The sequence below is a fragment of the Schlesneria sphaerica genome, assembly GCF_044336245.1.
In the GTDB taxonomy this organism is placed as follows: domain Bacteria; phylum Planctomycetota; class Planctomycetia; order Planctomycetales; family Planctomycetaceae; genus Schlesneria; species Schlesneria sphaerica.
In genome coordinates this window covers 932,511-949,412 of record NZ_CP172346.1, presented here as the reverse complement: position 1 = coordinate 949,412, position 16,902 = coordinate 932,511, and the positions used below count along the sequence as shown (strand labels likewise).

13 protein-coding genes are annotated in these 16,902 nt (G+C 56.2%); 11 read left to right on the top strand and 2 right to left on the bottom strand.

The features are described 5' to 3' along the window. Positions 1-113: 113 nt before the first annotated feature. Both ACGY09_RS03655 and ACGY09_RS03650 read left to right on the top strand, forming a co-directional pair. Positions 114-962, top strand: a complete 849-nt coding sequence (locus ACGY09_RS03655; protein ID WP_397570506.1) for a sugar phosphate isomerase/epimerase family protein — start codon at positions 114-116, stop codon at positions 960-962. Further along, on the top strand, positions 959-1,519 hold the full coding sequence (locus tag ACGY09_RS03650) for a hypothetical protein (RefSeq protein WP_397570505.1): 561 nt from the start codon (positions 959-961) through the stop codon (positions 1,517-1,519). Before ACGY09_RS03655 ends, ACGY09_RS03650 begins: the two co-directional genes overlap by 4 nt. 109 nt (positions 1,520-1,628) lie before the next feature. On the opposite strand, the gene ACGY09_RS03645 is transcribed toward ACGY09_RS03650, so the two are convergent. Next, complete coding sequence (locus ACGY09_RS03645; protein WP_397570504.1) at positions 1,629-3,980, bottom strand: VIT domain-containing protein; 2,352 nt, start codon at positions 3,978-3,980, stop codon at positions 1,629-1,631. A 351-nt stretch (positions 3,981-4,331) separates the two neighbouring features. On the opposite strand from ACGY09_RS03645, the gene ACGY09_RS03640 reads away from it, so the two are divergent. From ACGY09_RS03640 to ACGY09_RS03630, 3 genes are all read left to right on the top strand, one after another. Continuing rightward, positions 4,332-5,096: a DUF3050 domain-containing protein gene (locus ACGY09_RS03640; RefSeq protein WP_397570503.1), complete on the top strand. Its 765-nt coding sequence runs from the start codon at positions 4,332-4,334 to the stop codon at positions 5,094-5,096. Between the two features lie 301 nt (positions 5,097-5,397). Then, positions 5,398-6,381 carry an NAD-dependent epimerase/dehydratase family protein gene (locus ACGY09_RS03635; protein ID WP_373651551.1) on the top strand — a complete coding sequence of 328 codons (984 nt, stop codon included), beginning with the start codon at positions 5,398-5,400 and terminating at the stop codon, positions 6,379-6,381. A gap of 58 nt (positions 6,382-6,439) precedes the next feature. After that, positions 6,440-8,350, top strand: coding sequence for an ArnT family glycosyltransferase (locus ACGY09_RS03630; protein WP_397570502.1), 1,911 nt, complete (start codon positions 6,440-6,442; stop codon positions 8,348-8,350). A gap of 104 nt (positions 8,351-8,454) precedes the next feature. On the opposite strand, the gene ACGY09_RS03625 is transcribed toward ACGY09_RS03630, so the two are convergent. Continuing rightward, positions 8,455-8,802, bottom strand: a complete 348-nt coding sequence (locus ACGY09_RS03625; RefSeq protein WP_373651553.1) for a hypothetical protein — start codon at positions 8,800-8,802, stop codon at positions 8,455-8,457. A gap of 309 nt (positions 8,803-9,111) precedes the next feature. Here ACGY09_RS03625 and ACGY09_RS03620 point away from each other — a divergent pair, with 309 nt between their 5' ends. From ACGY09_RS03620 to ACGY09_RS03595, 6 genes are all read left to right on the top strand, one after another. Further along, positions 9,112-10,797, top strand: coding sequence for an aldolase/citrate lyase family protein (locus ACGY09_RS03620; RefSeq protein WP_397570501.1), 1,686 nt, complete (start codon positions 9,112-9,114; stop codon positions 10,795-10,797). Between the two features lie 280 nt (positions 10,798-11,077). Next, positions 11,078-11,863, top strand: coding sequence for a hypothetical protein (locus ACGY09_RS03615; protein ID WP_397570500.1), 786 nt, complete (start codon positions 11,078-11,080; stop codon positions 11,861-11,863). 201 nt (positions 11,864-12,064) lie between these two features. Beyond that, positions 12,065-12,835: a DUF1080 domain-containing protein gene (locus ACGY09_RS03610; RefSeq protein ID WP_397570499.1), complete on the top strand. Its 771-nt coding sequence runs from the start codon at positions 12,065-12,067 to the stop codon at positions 12,833-12,835. Between the two features lie 198 nt (positions 12,836-13,033). Beyond that, positions 13,034-14,038 carry a hypothetical protein gene (locus ACGY09_RS03605; protein WP_397570498.1) on the top strand — a complete coding sequence of 335 codons (1,005 nt, stop codon included), beginning with the start codon at positions 13,034-13,036 and terminating at the stop codon, positions 14,036-14,038. Between the two features lie 347 nt (positions 14,039-14,385). Then, on the top strand, positions 14,386-15,786 hold the full coding sequence (locus ACGY09_RS03600; protein ID WP_397570497.1) for a c-type cytochrome domain-containing protein: 1,401 nt from the start codon (positions 14,386-14,388) through the stop codon (positions 15,784-15,786). Between the two features lie 23 nt (positions 15,787-15,809). Then, positions 15,810-16,832: a hypothetical protein gene (locus tag ACGY09_RS03595; protein WP_397570496.1), complete on the top strand. Its 1,023-nt coding sequence runs from the start codon at positions 15,810-15,812 to the stop codon at positions 16,830-16,832. Positions 16,833-16,902: the final 70 nt, after the last annotated feature.

The following is a 16,902-nucleotide window of genomic DNA, read 5'->3' as shown; positions in this document are numbered from 1 at the left end:
GAGGAACAAAGTTTCCCAAATTTACAATCAGATCGTCTCGCTGGCCGACCGGGCAGCCGAAACGTATCATCGGCGACAACTCGCCGATTTACCACTCTGTGAAGGGATTGATCATGGCTCCTTGGCCAATTGGTGTATTTACCTCTGTGGACGCCGGACTTGGCGTTCATCTTGATGTCGCAAAAGAACTTGGAATTCCGACCGTGCAGGTTCATTCCCCACACGCGGGGACCCGGAATCAGGCGGCTGCAGACAAGTTTTTGTCTCAGTGCAAGGAATCCGGAATCACTGTCACCTGTGTGTTCGGCGGATTTGAGGGCGAAAGCTACGCCGACATTCCGACGACGACCGCGACAGTCGGACTTGTTCCGGAAGCGACTCGCGCCGCTCGCGCAGCAGAAATGAAAGAAATTTCTGACTTCACCAAGCTGCTTGGCTGCGAAGCGGTCGGGATGCACATCGGTTTCGTCCCCACTGACCGCAACGGTGCCAACTACAAGGGGCTGATTGAAGTCACCCGCGACCTGCTGGATCACGTCGCGAAGAACGGTCAGCGACTGCACCTGGAAACGGGGCAGGAAACGGCCGAGCATCTGCTGGAGTTCATCCACGACGTCCAACGTTCCAATTTGTTCATCAACTTCGATCCCGCCAACATGATTCTGTACGGCAACGGGGATCCGATCGATGCATTGAAGAAGGTAGGACACCTCGTTCGCAGCGTGCACTGCAAAGATGCCAAGTGGGCCGCCGAAGGGGTGCGTGGCAAAGAATGGGGAACCGAAGTCGCTCTGGGTGAAGGAGATGTCGGTATGGAGCGATATCTCAGGACCCTCAAGGAAATTGGCTACACCGGGCCGCTGACGATTGAGCGTGAAATCGCTCATGACCGTGAGCGTCAGCGACGGGACATCGGAACCGCAGCGACGCTGCTGCAGAAACTGCGAGCCGAGATCCTGTGACGCCCAGGCCGCCATTGTGGAAACGCTGCCTGACGGCTCCTTTGATCCTGATTGCATCGCTGGTGATGTGGATCGAGGAGTCGTTATGGGAGTGGTTCAAATGGCTGACAGCTCAGATTGCCCTCCTCGCGTGGGTGCGAAAGATCGAATCCTGGATTCAGTCTCTTTCCCCCTACGCGACGATGGTCGTCTTCTTTGTGCCGCTGCTCATTCTGATTCCCTTCAAACTGGTGGCAGTCTACTGGATGACCAGCGGTCACTGGATTACCAGCATCGTCGTCATCATCACGGCGAAACTTGTCGGAACGGCGATCGAAGCGCGGATGTTCGTCGTCTGTAAGGCGAAACTGCTTACGATTCCCTGGTTCAGACGTCTGCACGATGGACTGGTCGCGATCCACCATCGTTTGCAGGAAGCGCTGCACTCCCTGGCCATCTACCAGGCCGTCCGTACTCTGCTCATCCACGTGAAAGCGCTCGCTAAGTCTGTTCTGCATCGCATGCGCGGTCGCTGGCGGATGTTGCGTGTCTGGTTTCAGAGAACCGTGAAACCCTGAACTCCCGCAGGTAACAGCCCAGCAGCACCGGGACCGTTCAGCGGCGCCTGCTGGACTGTGTTGAGACCTGGCGGAACAAGCGATTGGCTCGGTCAAATGAGCCCGACTGCTACTTTACGAGATAGATCTTTCCCCGAAGTTGAATCAGTAATTGCTGACCCTGTGCCTGCTGACTCAGGATTTGATTCTCTGTCGGGGTGTTGGCCTCGACCAGTTTGAAGTAGGCTTCGCTGAATCGTTCGATCGTTTCAATTTTTTCGCGGTCCTTTTCCATGTCCACCTCGGCCGTCTCGGGGGTGACCAGGATCTGGTCCAGTTGCCCGGGCCGTTTGCGAGCGTAGACTGATCGGTTACCGATCTGACGGACGGAATCCGTTGCGACGATTGAATCGGATTCAATATCCACGTAGGAATTCAGAGAATACCCCGTGGTTCCCCCGGCGCTCGCGCCAAGAGCGCTTGGTCGGGCAACCGGTCCGGGAATGCCCCCCGCCCCTGAGGGGTGTGTTGCGACTTCGGCATTACTGGCTTTCTGGTAGAGCCCTTTCGCGAATCGCTGTGAAACGCCCCCCATTCCCGATGCCTCATTCAGTTTGGTGAGGTTGTTGCGTGTCCGGTTCACTGCATCGGCACTTGCCAGTGAAGGCCGCACGGTTTCATCCGCCAGGAACGAGGTGTACGGGGTCAGAATTCCATGCCGGGTCGACAATTCCACCAGCTCTTTGACCAGTTCATCGTTTTTGCCTACCAGGTCCAGTTGATCGATGATTTCGCCAATCCGCCGCATCGCCCAGATCTTCTCAACGAAGGCGTACGACTCATCATTGCTCTTTTCGATCAGATCGGCCGGAAAATCAAAACGCTGTTCCTGTTTGCCGACTCGTCCGCTCACCACAACTTTTGCCGCGCCTGGCTTCTTATACCGACCAGCGATCACAAGTTGCTGTCCTTCGAACAGATCGAAGTTTGTCTTGGGATACAGACGATTGACGGGGGGGCCGTCCTCTGCTTTCAGCGTATCGAGTTCGAAACTGACTTTTACATCCGTCAAAACGGGTGAGCTGATGTTGCTGTAGACAGTGCTGACGTGCGTTTCAATTTCTTCATCGGGTCTGACGTATTCCGAAAGACCAAAGCCATCGCGTGAGATGCGGTCAAGTAAACGTGAGTTGACGTCATAACCCACCCCGAATGTCAGGATTCGCGCACGAACGCGATTCGCTTGCCGGGCGGCCTCGGCAATCTGGCCTTCGTTGGTCGTGCCGACGGTGGGGAGCCCGTCCGTAAGAAAGAGAATATAACTGGGTCGGGAATCATCCTTCAGTTGTTCCAGTGCCGTCTTGAGAGATCCGGCGATATTGGTGCCACCGCCGGGGTAGAGTCCTTCGACAAAGCCAATCGCCGCTCGTCGGGTTTCGTCAGTGTATCGTTCGAGTTCTGGTCGGAATGATTCGATGTTTCCGTCGTAGGCAATAATGTTGAATAGATCTTCGCTACGGAGATTGTTGAGGACAAACTTGATCGCCGCACGCGCCTGTTCGAATTTTTTACCGCTCATGCTTCCTGAGCGGTCCACAACGAACAAGACAGTCTTGGGAGGGCGTGCCTCATCGATCGGCTTGACCTGGGGGCTGGCCAGCATCAGGAAGTAACCCTCATCCGATGCGGAGGGACGATAGCTGATCACCCGGGCCCCTACGTCACCTTTATCAACGTCATACATCAGTCGAAAGTCTGTCGTGGGGACGTCATTCGTCCGCGAATAACTGATGACTGCGTTTCTGGCGCCAGGCCGCTTGATCTCGATCGCGTGGGTCGGGGAATAGATGTTTTTGATATCAATAGTCGATTCAATCGCAACCTGGATATCGACCTTTTCGACAGCATGCGATGTGTATTTGGCGGTGCTGAGTGGAAAGAGAAAATCGGTCAGGCCTCGATCCTTTTCCAGTAGCTGATGATAGTGGATTGCTACTTTGCGCTCGGCACCCGCCGGCACGGGGAAGACACTCGTCTGGAATAATCCCATGCCCATCCATTCGAGCAGTGCCGGATCTTTGTTCGATCGGACAATCGATTCGTAGACAGATTTGGCTTCATTGGCGGGCAGCAGCTTTCCGGGCATTTCTTTCCCGTCGACAAGCAACGTCAGCTTATCAATTGCACTGTCATGGGGCAGAGGGAAGAGAAACTTGACTTCGATTGGGTTGCTACCCATATTCACAAACGTCTGTGATACCTGGGTTCGAGCGACCTGGTCCGTGATGCGAGAATGAATTGCAAGCTCTTTGATTTTGTAGGACGCAGAACTCACAACCGGGGTTGATGGTGGGTGAGGAGGATGATGTGGACGGGGGAGCGGAACAGGGGAACTTGTAATGATCAGGACCCCTTGGGCAGCAGCGACGGAGTGCATGAGGCCTGTTATGATGCCCAATGCAAGAAACAAGTAACGTTTCATGGAGCCCTCCTGAACAAGACGAATTTCTGAGGCCGATGTGAATGGTCGTCGTGGCGAGAGGATGCAAAGGCCCGACGTTGTTCACCTGGATCTTCGACGTGACCTGTTGAGGAAAGTTCCCGTGAGAACCCGGAAATCGCCAAATGCTCTGGATTTGACTTCACTGCCATCGACCACTCTCCGGATTGGGTTCCCGAATCGTCTCCATTTCCGGACGAGGGTCTTTAACTCCCTGACACGCCTTCGGAACGGGGTGAAACTGACCCAGATCCGTTGAACATGGCGCCATCCGCTTTTACTAAAACACATTCCTGTGTTTGCCACGTTAAAAATTTCGAGAGACCTGCACACATGCCTTCCGATGCTCAATCGATTCTCGAGACGCGCCGTAACGAACTACTCCATCACGAATTGTATCAATCCGTTCAAACTGTCGAGAATCTCCGATGTTTCATGTGTGAGCACGTTTTCGCAGTCTGGGACTTCATGTCACTGCTGAAGCGTCTGCAACAGATTGTGACCTGCTGCGAGGTTCCATGGCTTCCTTCAGCAGATGCGTCGCTTGCACGGTTTATCAACGAAATCGTCCTGGGAGAAGAGTGTGACGAGGATGGGACTGGCGGATATGCCAGTCACTTTGAACTGTATCTGAGCGCCATGGACGAAATCGGCGCCGACTCGCGTCCGATTCGTGCCTTCGTCAAGAAGCTGGAAAATCGTGTGCCCCTTGCCACTGCGCTGGCCGAGGCGGAAATTCTTCCCAGCACTCGCGAATTCGTGCGGACCACAATCCAACTGGCAACGATCGGCCAGCCACACGAAGTTGCCGCAGCATTCTTTTACGGTCGGGAAGATATCATTCCTGACATGTTTACCCGATTAGTGGAATCACTGCCTCAGCAGGGGGTGAGCGTGGGGAGACTTGAGCATTACCTGCGTCGCCACATCGAACTCGACGGCGACGATCATGGACCGCTCGCCGAAAAACTGGTCACCCGGCTCTCCGCCGACCGGCCCTCGAAAAAAGACGAAGTGACAGCAGTCGCGACGCAGGCGATTTCGCAGCGAATTGCGCTGTGGGACGGGATTCTTGCTGAAATTCGACGCAGTCAATGACGACGCGATCTATTCTGCTCGGATTTGGATGACCAAAGTTGAATGCCCAAAGTTCAGGGCCAGCGATTAAGCGGACTCACTGGAGGATTGCCACCCGTGAAGATTACCTGTGAAGATGGTGTCCGCTGACGCAACTCCGGTTCCGTTCGCTCAGGCGTGCGGTGTGGCTAAGGCACTGAAGGTGACTCAAACTAGGAACTCGGTTCAGAATGGGTTGTTGAGTCGAGCGGGTCTCGGGTATGGTTCCGTCACCCTGAAGGGGCGCGTTCAAACAGGTCGAATCGTTTTGTGAGGGCGGTACATGCAACGTTGTCTGGTTACGGGTGGAGCAGGATTTATCGGCAGCCACCTGTCCGAGCGTCTGCTGGAGAAGGGTTACGAAGTGACAATCCTCGACGACCTGTCCACGGGCCGTCGTGAAAACCTGGTCTCGATCGAGAACCATCCTCGACTGACGATTCGTACGGGATCCATCACCGACTCAGTTCTGCTCGCAGAAGTCATGACGAATGTCGACGTGATCTACCACATGGCCGCCGCAGTCGGGGTGAAGCTGGTCGCCGACGATCCGGTTCGCACAATCCAGACGAACATCTATCCCACGGAAGAACTGTTAAGGCTTGCTGTTCAGCGAAAGCAGCGCGTCTTCATCGCTTCGACCAGTGAAGTCTATGGCAAGAACGAGAAGGAACGCTGGACCGAGGAAGACAACCTTGTGTTCGGGCCAACTTCGCGCCCCCGTTGGGCATACGGCTGTTCGAAAGCCATCGACGAGTTTCTGGCACTGGCGTTTCATCGACAGTTCGGTTTACCGGTCGTCATCGGCCGATTCTTCAACGTCGTTGGCCCTCGGCAGGTGGGCCACTACGGAATGGTCATTCCCCGCTTCGTGGATGCGGCGCTCCAGGGTGGCCCGATCGTGGTATACGACGATGGCCAGCAGATCCGCTGCTTTGGCCACGTTCGAGAGATTGTTGAGGCTGTGATCGGGCTGGTGGAGACCCCCGCCGCTCATGGCTCGGTCTATAACATCGGTAGCGATTTCCCTGTGACGATTCGTCAGCTTGCCGAAGAGATTATCCAGCGAGTCAATCCGGCCATCAAAGTCGAATATCTTCCTTACCGAGAGGCCTATGGCGACGATTTTGAAGATGTTCGCCGACGCGTGCCTGATGTGTCCCGTCTGGAAAACATGCTGGGCCGTAAACCAGAGATGTCGCTGGGAGAAATCCTGGATGACATCATCCGCTGGAAGAGAGAACAACTGACTGCAACAACCCGGTAATTCGCTGGGGCAGATGGAAAGGGAGAGGTTTCCCATCTCACGAGAGGGAACTTGTCTGATGACCAGTCTGCCAGGATGGTCCAGCGACATCGCCGAGTTGGTCATTCGAGAGGTAGAGACGCCGATTCTGATGACACCTTTAACGCCGAATCCTGTGCTGATTGATGACGCTGAACTGCTGCATCTGATCGCAACGCCGCGACAGCGTTTGTTTTCCAGCTTGAACCGGGCATCCGCCTTTACACCCTTGATCGTGGTGTGCTGTGCGCTGCCGGCATTCCTGCTGCTTTCGCACAACGGATTGAACGAAATCGCCTCGATGTGGGGATTGCGAAGTCTTGCCGTTGCCAATGCGAATTCGCTGGAAGAACTGCTTCAACCGGGACTCAATGACGCCGGGCAGCCGTTGCTGTTTCAGCCACCGCTGGCAGCTTGGCTGAACGGGTTTGTGGTCCGAATCCTCGGACCGGCTCATCCCCTTTCGCCGGCGCTCGTCTCATTGCTGGCTACAGGCGCGGCGATCTGGCTGGTCACGCGGTGCGCGTGGCGGATTGGGGGCGCGAATACCGCTCTCATTTCGGCGCTGCTGATGTGCAGTCATCCTCAGGTGCTGGAATCGTCCGTCGTACCGACGAATACCGCCATCGGGACTTGTCTATTCCTGGCATCCGTATTCGGTCTGCAGCGTCATCTCGAACGGAAAACATCCCTGCTGTCACCGAGTCTGCTGCTCAGCAGTATCACATGGGGATTTACCCTGCTGGCGATTGGACCGATCGCACTGAGCCTGCCGCTGGTCTTTATTCTTTTTAACTGGACTTCGCGCCGTACCTGTCGGAGGCAACCGACCGAACCGGCGGCCGATTGTGTGACGGGTTGCTGGACATCAAAACGATCGCTGCTGATCTTCATTTGCCTCGGCCTGTTGGTCGGTGGCTGGTGGGAGGTCATGATGCTCTCGAAATATGGGCTGGCGTTCTGGCAACCCTGGTGGGCGTGTGTCCCCAAAGAGTGTCTCGCAGGGGTGGCTTCGGAATGGCAGTCGACCGTCTGTCCCCTCTTACAGCAGTCAGGTGGTGAGTGGATTGTGCAGACAGCGATGGTGCTCGGCTGGATGTTGATCGGCCTGCATCGCACATTGCGTGAGCGACGTCATTCCGAAAATGACACCGCACGACACCGCTTTCAGCTTCTGCTGCTGTGGTGGGCGGTCATGCTGGCAGGGCGTATTCTCGCGGAAATTATGGGAATGGTCTGGTTCCGCAATACATCCATCTGGAATGTGGCACTGGTCACCCCCACGATCCTGCTCGCCTCGTTAGGGTTCGGAACCGTCAGTGAGCGACTGATTTCCCGCCGCGGGGAAGGGGTGCTGATCGTTCTCGTAGTGGGATTGATCGTCTGGCGACTGACTCTTTCTGAGCTGACCAGCGTGATTGCAGGTGGAGTGACCGCCACAATTCTGCTGTTCGGTCCAATCGTGGGTGCATCCAGCAGACAGACCCAGTCAGGCTGGTCAGAGGGAACCTGGCGCCATCTCATGCGAGTGACTGTCTACGGGTCGTTACTGGCGTGCTTGTCGGCAGGGTTGGGGTTACGAACTTCACGACTTGATGACGAAACCCGGTTGGCTCATTTGAAAGAACGTCTGATTACGCTGCCAGACGTCCGGCGGATCTCACTTGTCGCCTCACGCGACCCGATTCCCGTTGCGCTCAGCTACCTGCTTCGTTGTCGCTGGCCGCATGCAGAAATGGTGTCATCCGAGGGCTGGGACGTCGGGATGTCGAACGCCATGGAGAAAGAAGGGCAGATGCCGGCATCCCGGTTCCTGGTCCTTGAATGGACACGACGCGAAATCCGGATGTCGGCCGACGCCAGTCAGTATTGGCAAATGTCTGCGGTCGGAGAGCCCATGCGCTTCTATGGTCGCCGATTGTCACTGGTGTTGATCGAGCCGAAAACCTGATCCGGTTGATCTGATCCGGTTGCTGAACTGTCGTAGATGTGCCAGGCAGTGCTCGCGCGTCGTTGGCTGCAAAGTGCGAGGGTCGCAGCAGTTTACCGTACCCACTATCTGGGATCGAGCATCGGAAAGAACTGCTCGTAACCCATTTCGATCAACCGTTTCTTCAGTAATTCAATCCGCTCGGACTCGGGCAGACCGTTGAAGACGCTGAAAAGCACGCATCCCATCACAATACTGGTCACACGGACCACGCTCATCGGAAGCTGAAACGGAGTCAGATCTGCAAAGATTTCGTCGGCACTGCAGTATTCACCGAACTTCTGTCCGTTGTAGAGCATTTCGACTCCACAAAAATCACCCGCCCATTCGTAGTCGAACGGGCCATAGACCTTGCGCCGGTGTTTCACCCAGAATCGGCTGCCGTTGAGATAGACGCCATGACTGCCGGACACGATCAATTCTCAGTGAAGGGAAAGGGGGTAAACGAGCGAATCGGGTAAACGATAATCTGAGGGTGGTCAGCCTTGTCTGGTTGTTACGAGCGGAACGGAGTCTGATCGCGACAATTCGTCTTCAAAATGAGTCATCATTGCTTCATTCGATTATGAAGATCGCCACGTTTTCAGCAAGATGGATCGTTCGTGCTGTTGAGCGACTTCGGAAGTGGTCGATACGATCAGCAAATCGATCTTGAGTGAGGCTGGGGCAGCATCGGCAATTGCTGCTGGTCTCGGCATTTTTCCCGCTGCGGCGAGTGACAAATGAAAACGGCTGCCCTGCAAAAGCTGCGAAACAAACTGGCTCAGGATTCGTCCGTCTTCGGGCTATGGGTTACCCTCGAATCCCCCAGCATCACGGAAATTGCCGTGGGCCTTGGTCTCGATTGGGTGGTGATTGACGCCGAGCATGGACATCTGGATTGGAAAGAGATCGTCGAACACATCCGAGCGACGGTCCGCAGTGAGACCGTTGCTCTGGTTCGAATCGCCGAACTGAACTCGGGCCTGATCAAGCGCGCCCTCGACATTGGGGCTGATGGCGTCGTCATCCCGTGGATTGAAACGGCGGATCAACTCCGTCAGGCGGTCAATTTCGCGAACTACCCCCTTGAAGGGTCACGCGGGATCGGGGGCGAACGGGCCACCTGCTGGGGACAGTGTCTGGCTGAACATACGGCTGACGCGAACGAGAACGTGCTGGTGGTCCCGATTGTGGAGACCGTGCGCGCGATCAGGCAAGTCCCCGTCATGTGTCAGGTGGACGGAGTGGAATTGATGTTCTTCGGGCCGGCCGATCTCTCCTCGACGGCTGGGCATCGAGGCCTGTGGGAAGGTCCGGGTGTGGCTGATCAGATTCATCAGGCGCGCGAGACGATCCGCCGCGCCGGCCGTCATTGTGGCGTGCTGGCGACTGGTCCTGATGATATCAAAGCGCGGCAACAGCAGGGCTTTCGCATGATTGGCCTGGGGATGGACGCGGGACTGCTCGTCCGGTCCCTCCGCTCGTTGCTGGCCTCCGTTGGACGAGACCGACTGATGCAGTCGTCACTGACACCGACGGAAAAGCCGCTGAACCCCCCACCGCTGGCCCGCCCTCCCGAATCGATGCGGCCTGATCGGGACGAAGTCATGTGTGATGTCGGAAATGGCCCTCGCGCTGAAATTGCCCAGGGGGTGAACTTCGAGTGTCTGGTCGGGCGGCATAACCAGGCCCGCAATCTCACGACAGGGATTGTCACATTCGCCCCCGGTGCCGTATTGCCTTACCATGATCATATCTTCACTGAGTCGATTACTCTGCTGCAGGGAGTAATGACCGTCGAGGTGGAAGGGCGGTCTTACAGTCTCAAAAAGCTCGATAACGTGGTCATTCCTGCCGGACTCGCCCATACGGCACGCAATGTGTCCGCGTCAGAACCCGCAGTGTTGCACGTGGCGATGGGGACAGATTCACCCAGCCGGACACTTGTTGACAAGTTCTTCTCACGCCGCGCGATGCCCGAGACTTCTACCGGAATGCCGGGGGCAGAACGAGTCAATCGCTATGCCACGGCCCCCCGTGTCGTCCCCGGTCCGAATGCCGAATTCATCGATTGCTTTAACGCGTCTCTGGTTCCCGGAATCGAAATGAGCGGTGGATATGGATTGTTTCATCCCGGGGGGCGACTCCCCGCGCACATTCACGATTTCGATGAGTCGATCTGCATTATCTCTGGAACCGCTACCTGCGTCGTTGAAGGGCGAAGGTACTCGATGAGCGACTGTCAAACGGCACTGCAGCCACGCGGACGAGTCCACTACTTTATCAACGAATCCAACGGACCGATGGAGATGCTGTGGGTCTATGCCGGACCAATGCCCGAACGCATTATCGTGGACGAATCGTGCGCAACTGTTGCGGGGAATCCCTGGCGGGCCACGCCCGCAACTGCACCACTGCACCGCTAAACGAACCTTCCTGCGGGGACGCGATTTTTCGAGTTTGTCGATTCCAGACCGTTGGCCTTCCCGAAGCCATGGTCGCTCACGTTTCCACCGCATATCGCTCGCCTCAATCCGACTTCAGCAGCAGGACTCGCAGCGCGGGACCGTTTCGCACGGAGCCGGAGTTGGGTAGCATGAGGCGACGTCTGACGCGCCAAGCGCGGGCGGTCACTCGAAGCAGGACTTCGGGTGTATCGTGTGAGGCCCATCGAAGAATTTTATCCCCGGATGAAATGACCGTCTGATGATGAATGTCGATCCCGCGGACCATCGCCCATCGCGGGCGGAGCAACTGCTAGAGGCCGCAGAGAATTGCGCCGGGGGTTGCCACTGGCAGCAGGCGAACGCACTTTTTCATCAGGCCATCTCGTGCGATGACACGCCCGCCAGTCGTATCGCGTACGGGGCCTATCTTTATCGACGTGGGCATTTTAATCACGCCATCAGCACTCTGATCCCGGTTCTGGATGGGACAGATCTGAAGGCGATTGGAATCGTGTGTCACAATCTGGCCGCGATCTACCGCGAAGTCGGCGAAGTTGACCTTGCACGCCGTTTTCAGTGGCGGTCCACACTCTTGCGGAATGAATCTGACGCGGACGAACTGTTGGCCATGGCCAATGATGCGATCGCCGTAGGGCGTTTGGAAGCGGCCAAGCCCCTGGTTGCGGCGGCGATTGAACTCAACAGCGATGAGTCGGCGGACTGCAGTGACGGGGACCTGATTGCGACGCAGGGATTGCTGCAAGGGATCATGGATTCGCCGCGCAGCGGGTTGGTGACGCTCTTCTGGGCGTATCAGCTTCACAGGTCTCACCGAGACCTGAAGCGGATGGGGACCGACCTGCTGAACATGGCCAACCTGTTCGGTGAACTGAAGCGATTCCGAGCGGAAAAGTCCTGCCTGCTGCGCGCGATTCGCTGTTTCGAGAATGTCAGCGCGCATGATCTGCTTCACCGGGCCCACGGGCGGCTCGAACGGCATGTTCGAATGCATCTGCTTCGCTCGTTCAACAGCGAACTCAACTAGGCCAAAGCGACTCCGGTTCGTCAATCTCTGCCGCGGCTCACCGTGCATCTGTCGCCGACTGATGCACGGTGAGCGGGTGAGTCGAATGGACAGATCGGAAGCGGACTCGTGCCGACTCGTTCCGCTGCGGAAGACCGTGTATGTTATGCAGTGAGCGGAGATGACGGTTTCATCCCCTGAACGTTCAAGAGGAGTCTGCTGATGCTGGCGGTTGTGTGCAGTCGTATTGGATTTGGAAAATCTCTCCTGGTGCTGGGAGCATTTTCGGGGCTTGCCTTCGTCTCAGGTCAGGCTTGCCTGGCTCAGGAAGACAAAGACTTGGTCGTCGTCACCAAGGCGGTCATTGACGGTGTGGGGCCGGACTGGCGGCCACTTGGCGAAGCCGATTTCGAGAATGTGAATACCGATCCAGATACCTGGACCTGGAAGGAAGATGGCGTTCATTGCAAGGGAACACCTGTCGGCGTGACGCGGTCCAAGAAAAAGTACACAAATTTTGAACTGGTCGCGACGTGGCGGCATCTGAAGTCGGGCGGAAATTCGGGGATTTTCGTCTGGGCCACGGAAGAAGCCCTGACAAACCTGAAACCGAATTCGTTGCCACCCGGGGGGATCGAAGTTCAGGTGCTCGATCATGGATATGCGGAACAATATGAAAAGCAGACTGGCAAAAAGCCTGACTGGTTCACGACCAATGGCGATGTCTTTCCGGTCGGCAAATCTGACATGAAGCCGTTTCCCCCGGTCGCACCGGATGGCAAGCGGAGCTTTCCTCGCAAGAACCTGAGTAAAGGTGTGGGGGAATGGAACCACTACTACGTGCGGGCGATTAATGGTGAAGTCCGATTGTGGGTCAATGGCGAAGAAGTCTCCGGCGGGACGAACTGTGAACCGAAAACGGGCTATCTCTGCCTGGAATCCGAAGGGTCACCGGTCGAGTTCAAGGGAATTCGAATTCGGGAACTTCCCTGATTGACCCGTGCGCATGGGCGACTGACTCCGCGTTTCGATTTCCAATCCTCTGCGGACGCAGTCGCCCTTCATCGGGGGACGACCAATCTCAGCGTTGAGTTTCTCGGGGCCGCTGTACCGTGGAGTCAGGGCGCCCCTTCGTGGAATTTGTGTTCAGGTATGGGCTCTTAAATCGCGTCGCGCTAGAAGCAGGTTCCCGTGACCATCGATTTCCACTGTCCTCACTGCGAAAAGTTTCTCAAGACGACTGAGGACAAAGCGGGACTGCAGGCGAAGTGTCCGGGTTGCGGCGGCGTGATTACCATTCCAGGCGCAACGGGGGCTGAACTTCCCCATGAAGCGACGAGCGAAATGAGTCCTCCTCCCGTTCCTGGCGGAACGGGAAGTCAGGTAAGAGAGTGCCCCGTCTGTCGCGCCGAGGTTTCCGACAGCGCAATCCGATGTCGGACTTGCGGTGAGGTCTTCCCCAGCAGATCGGTGATTGTGGCGGGACGCCCGGCCGGTCAGCGTGAAATCCGGCCTTTCCCACCCGGGGAAGTGATTGAGGAAGCCTGGCGGATCTTTATGCAGAAAATGGGGCTGATGTGCGGTGCCCTGTTTGTAATGGTCTTTCTGTGCTTGATCGCAGGAGGCTTCGTCTTTCTGCTGGCTGTCGTTGCAGGATTTCTGTCCGACACAGGCAACGAGGTTGGTGCGGCGGTCGGCTGGACCTGCTTCGGGATTGGCTACCTTCTGCTGCTTTTCTTCAATCTCTACCTTCAAATCGGCTACATGATCCTGTCTTTGAAGGTGGCTCGTGAAGAACATGCAGAACTGAGTGATCTCTTCACCGGCGGGCGTTATGTCGTTCGAGTGCTGCTGAATTCCCTGGTGTTCTCTCTCATCGTGATGGTGGGATTGGTCCTGCTGGTCGTGCCGGGCGTGCTGGCCTTTTTCATGTTGTGGCCATTCAGTTACCTGATCATCGACAAGAATTATCGCGGTTTAGAAGGTCTGAAACGGGCCAAAAGTCTGACCGAGGGGAATCTCGGCTCGATCTTCCTGATCTTCTGCGTTGGTTGCCTCGGCAATTTGGCCGGTAGTCTCGTGTGTTATGTCGGGATGTTTTTGACCATCCCTTATGTCTGTCTGCTTCTGGCTCTCTCGTACGACCGAATGTCGTGCCAGACGCCTCTTGCCGGTGAAGCGACAGCATCGATCTGACCCGCAGCACAAACTTTGTGTGGCGTCTAAGGGCCTGTCGCACTGATCAGTCTTTACCAGGTACGACACTGTGACACGGGCTGAGAGAATGCGACTTCTCTTTTCGATTCCAACCACGAACGACTCGTAGGGAGATCTGGGATTAACAATTGGGCACCGAAGGCTACCGAAGTATTGAGCCTGATTCGTTTCTGCTCGAAATTCTGACTTCTGTCGTCGCCTTTGTCTGGCATGTTCATTCGCCCGATTCGCTTTCACGCCCCTTTACTCTTCGCATCGACGATCGCTATTCTGAAATGTGAATTTCTGGTGATTGCAATCCCTTGTCTGAACTCGGAACAGATCCCATGAGACTTGTCAGATCTCTTACTCTGGTTTTCGCAAGTCTGTTCGTTGGTCTCGTCTCTGCTGAAGAATCAGGGACCGATCACAAGCCCGTCAGTTTCTACCGGCAGGTGAGGCCCATTCTTCAGCGACAGTGTTCCGGGTGCCACCAGCCAGCGAAGCAGGGGGGCAACCTTCAGCTGGTCTCTTATGAGCTGCTGGTGAAAGGGGGCGAGAGCGGGCCGTCGATTGTTCCGGGGAAGCCCGAAGAGAGTGAAATTATTCGCCAGATCTCGGGTGACAAGCCGGAGATGCCTCTGAACAGTGAGCCGCTCGCCGCTGCCCAGATCGAGATTATTCGGAAATGGATTGCGCAGGGAGCCCGGGATGATACTCCGGCGGTCGCGCGGGACGAGGTTTCCGCGGAAGCTCCGCCGATCTATACGACGTCCCCTGTGATCACGGCGCTGGCGTACTCGCCGGACAGTTCACTTCTGGCGGTCTCGGGCTACCACGAAGTCCTTTTGCATAGCGCCGATGGCGCGACACCTGTGGCACGGCTTGTTGGCCGCTCTCCGAAAATTACATCGATTCAATTTTCGCCCGACGGGACCAAATTGGCTGTTGCAGGCGGCGCACCGTCGTTGTTCGGTGAGATCCAGTTATGGGATGTGGCGACTCGAAAGCTGATTCGTTCGGACACCCTGGGCGTTGATACCGTCTACGGGCTCAGTTTCAGCGATGACGGGAAACTCTTGTCGTACGGAACTTTCGACAATCGCGTGCGGGCTCTCCAAGTGGAGGACGGCAAGCAGGTGATGTCGATGGATGCGCACTCGGACCTCGTCTTCGGGACGACGTTCTCGCTCAAGAATGACCACGTCATCAGTGTCAGCCGGGATATGTCGATGAAGCTCACGGAACTGAAGACCTCACAATTCATCGACAACATTACCAGCATCACCCCCGGAGCATTGAAAGGGGGCTTGATGGCCGTCCAGCGACACCCGCGCGAAGAGCAGGTGCTGATTGGAGGGGCTGATGGTGAGCCGAAGCTGTACAAGATCTTCCGCACTCAAGCCCGCCAGATCGGCGATGATTTTAATCGGTTACGTAGTTACTCGCCCATGCCAGGGCGAATCTGCAGTTTGCAGTTTAACGCCAATGGGACCCGGTTCGTGGCAGGAAGCAGTAATGCCACGGTGGGAGCAGCCCGGATCTACCGGACTGACTCGGAAAAAACGGAAGTCGAACTGAAGGGGCACAGCTCGGGCGTGTTTGCTGTGGCGTTCCGGCCCGACGGACTTCAGGTGGCGACGGGTGGACTGGATGGACTGGTGCGAATCTTCAACGCAGAAACAGGCGAACTGCTCCGGGAATTGATCCCCGTGACCATCACTCCCAGCGTAGCTTCACAGCGCTGAGAAGTCCTGAAGGGAGTGGACCTGTGGAGTTGCTTCTCTCGGTTTTGGGCTTTCTCTTTCCGGCCACCTCGGGAACGATCGGCCTGACCCTCGCTCTTGGGGGTGGTTTTTCGGCTGACGCGTCCTTTGACGAAGTTGAAATGCTTGCACAGGTCGCCCCCGAAGTGCGGATAGGGGTTGATTTTGACTTTAATCACGTCGAGGTGGAAGCGGCAGCCGACTGGGATGCACAGAGCCAGGGACTTCTTCCTGACCTGCTGGAGGGCCTTGCCGAGGGACTTTTCAGTGGCTTGTTTGGCGTAGATCCCGTCGCAGAAATTCTGGGATTATTTCTGGACAGAGACGAGGCAAACCCTTTCGTCGATGAGATTCTCGGCGAGTATGAGCCGCTTCTATTCACGGAATTGAACTTCGTGCGGATCGTTGCTTCCGACCTGACAGTCGCCGAAAGGAAAAATGTCCTTGCCGCCGCTCAGCGAGGGTTAAAGGAAGCGTATCTGGTTGCTTCCAGGCACCATGCCGGATTGCTGCAGACAACGGATGGCCTGGACAATGGCTCATCCGATTCAACGAGTGCATTGCGAGCAGGACTGATCAGCAGTCTGAAAGCCGCCTTACCGGAAGACAAGTTTAGCCGCTATGTCTTCCTGTCGGAGTTTCATCAGTCACAACAGAAGCATGCGGCGATCCTTGACATCGTTTCCCGATTGGATGGTGAGCTCATTCTGACTCAGGCACAGAGGGAATGCTTGATTAATGAGCTCACTTCACATTGGAAGCCAAGTTGGGCGTGGCGATGGAACTTCTTATGGATTGACGAAATTGCACCAATTCCCGATTCCATTATGCAGAAATGTCTCACTGAGGCCCAGTTGGATGCATGGGAATCGCTCGCCCACAACTTTTTTGAAGTTTCGGGGAACATGCTGGAATTTCCAGAGCGGGACGAATGGTGGACAGAGACGGATGCGGCGGACCAATCGAGTTCATCAGACCAATCTGATGTGGAACTCGATTCAAAGGGAGCGGGGTTGAATACTCCTTGACGCGACGCCGGAAGTGCCTGACCCCCAAGCGGGCGGTCGGCACTGTCTATCGGCGGATGGTGACTGGGAG

Coding starts and splice junctions, on each gene's coding strand:
- ACGY09_RS03655 (WP_397570506.1), top strand. CDS start 114: ATGGCTCCTTGGCCAATTGGTGTATTTACCTCTGTGGACGCCGGACTT.
- ACGY09_RS03645 (WP_397570504.1), bottom strand. CDS start 3,980: ATGAAACGTTACTTGTTTCTTGCATTGGGCATCATAACAGGCCTCATG.
- ACGY09_RS03640 (WP_397570503.1), top strand. CDS start 4,332: ATGCCTTCCGATGCTCAATCGATTCTCGAGACGCGCCGTAACGAACTA.
- ACGY09_RS03635 (WP_373651551.1), top strand. CDS start 5,398: ATGCAACGTTGTCTGGTTACGGGTGGAGCAGGATTTATCGGCAGCCAC.
- ACGY09_RS03630 (WP_397570502.1), top strand. CDS start 6,440: ATGACCAGTCTGCCAGGATGGTCCAGCGACATCGCCGAGTTGGTCATT.
- ACGY09_RS03620 (WP_397570501.1), top strand. CDS start 9,112: ATGAAAACGGCTGCCCTGCAAAAGCTGCGAAACAAACTGGCTCAGGAT.
- ACGY09_RS03615 (WP_397570500.1), top strand. CDS start 11,078: ATGATGAATGTCGATCCCGCGGACCATCGCCCATCGCGGGCGGAGCAA.
- ACGY09_RS03610 (WP_397570499.1), top strand. CDS start 12,065: ATGCTGGCGGTTGTGTGCAGTCGTATTGGATTTGGAAAATCTCTCCTG.
- ACGY09_RS03600 (WP_397570497.1), top strand. CDS start 14,386: ATGAGACTTGTCAGATCTCTTACTCTGGTTTTCGCAAGTCTGTTCGTT.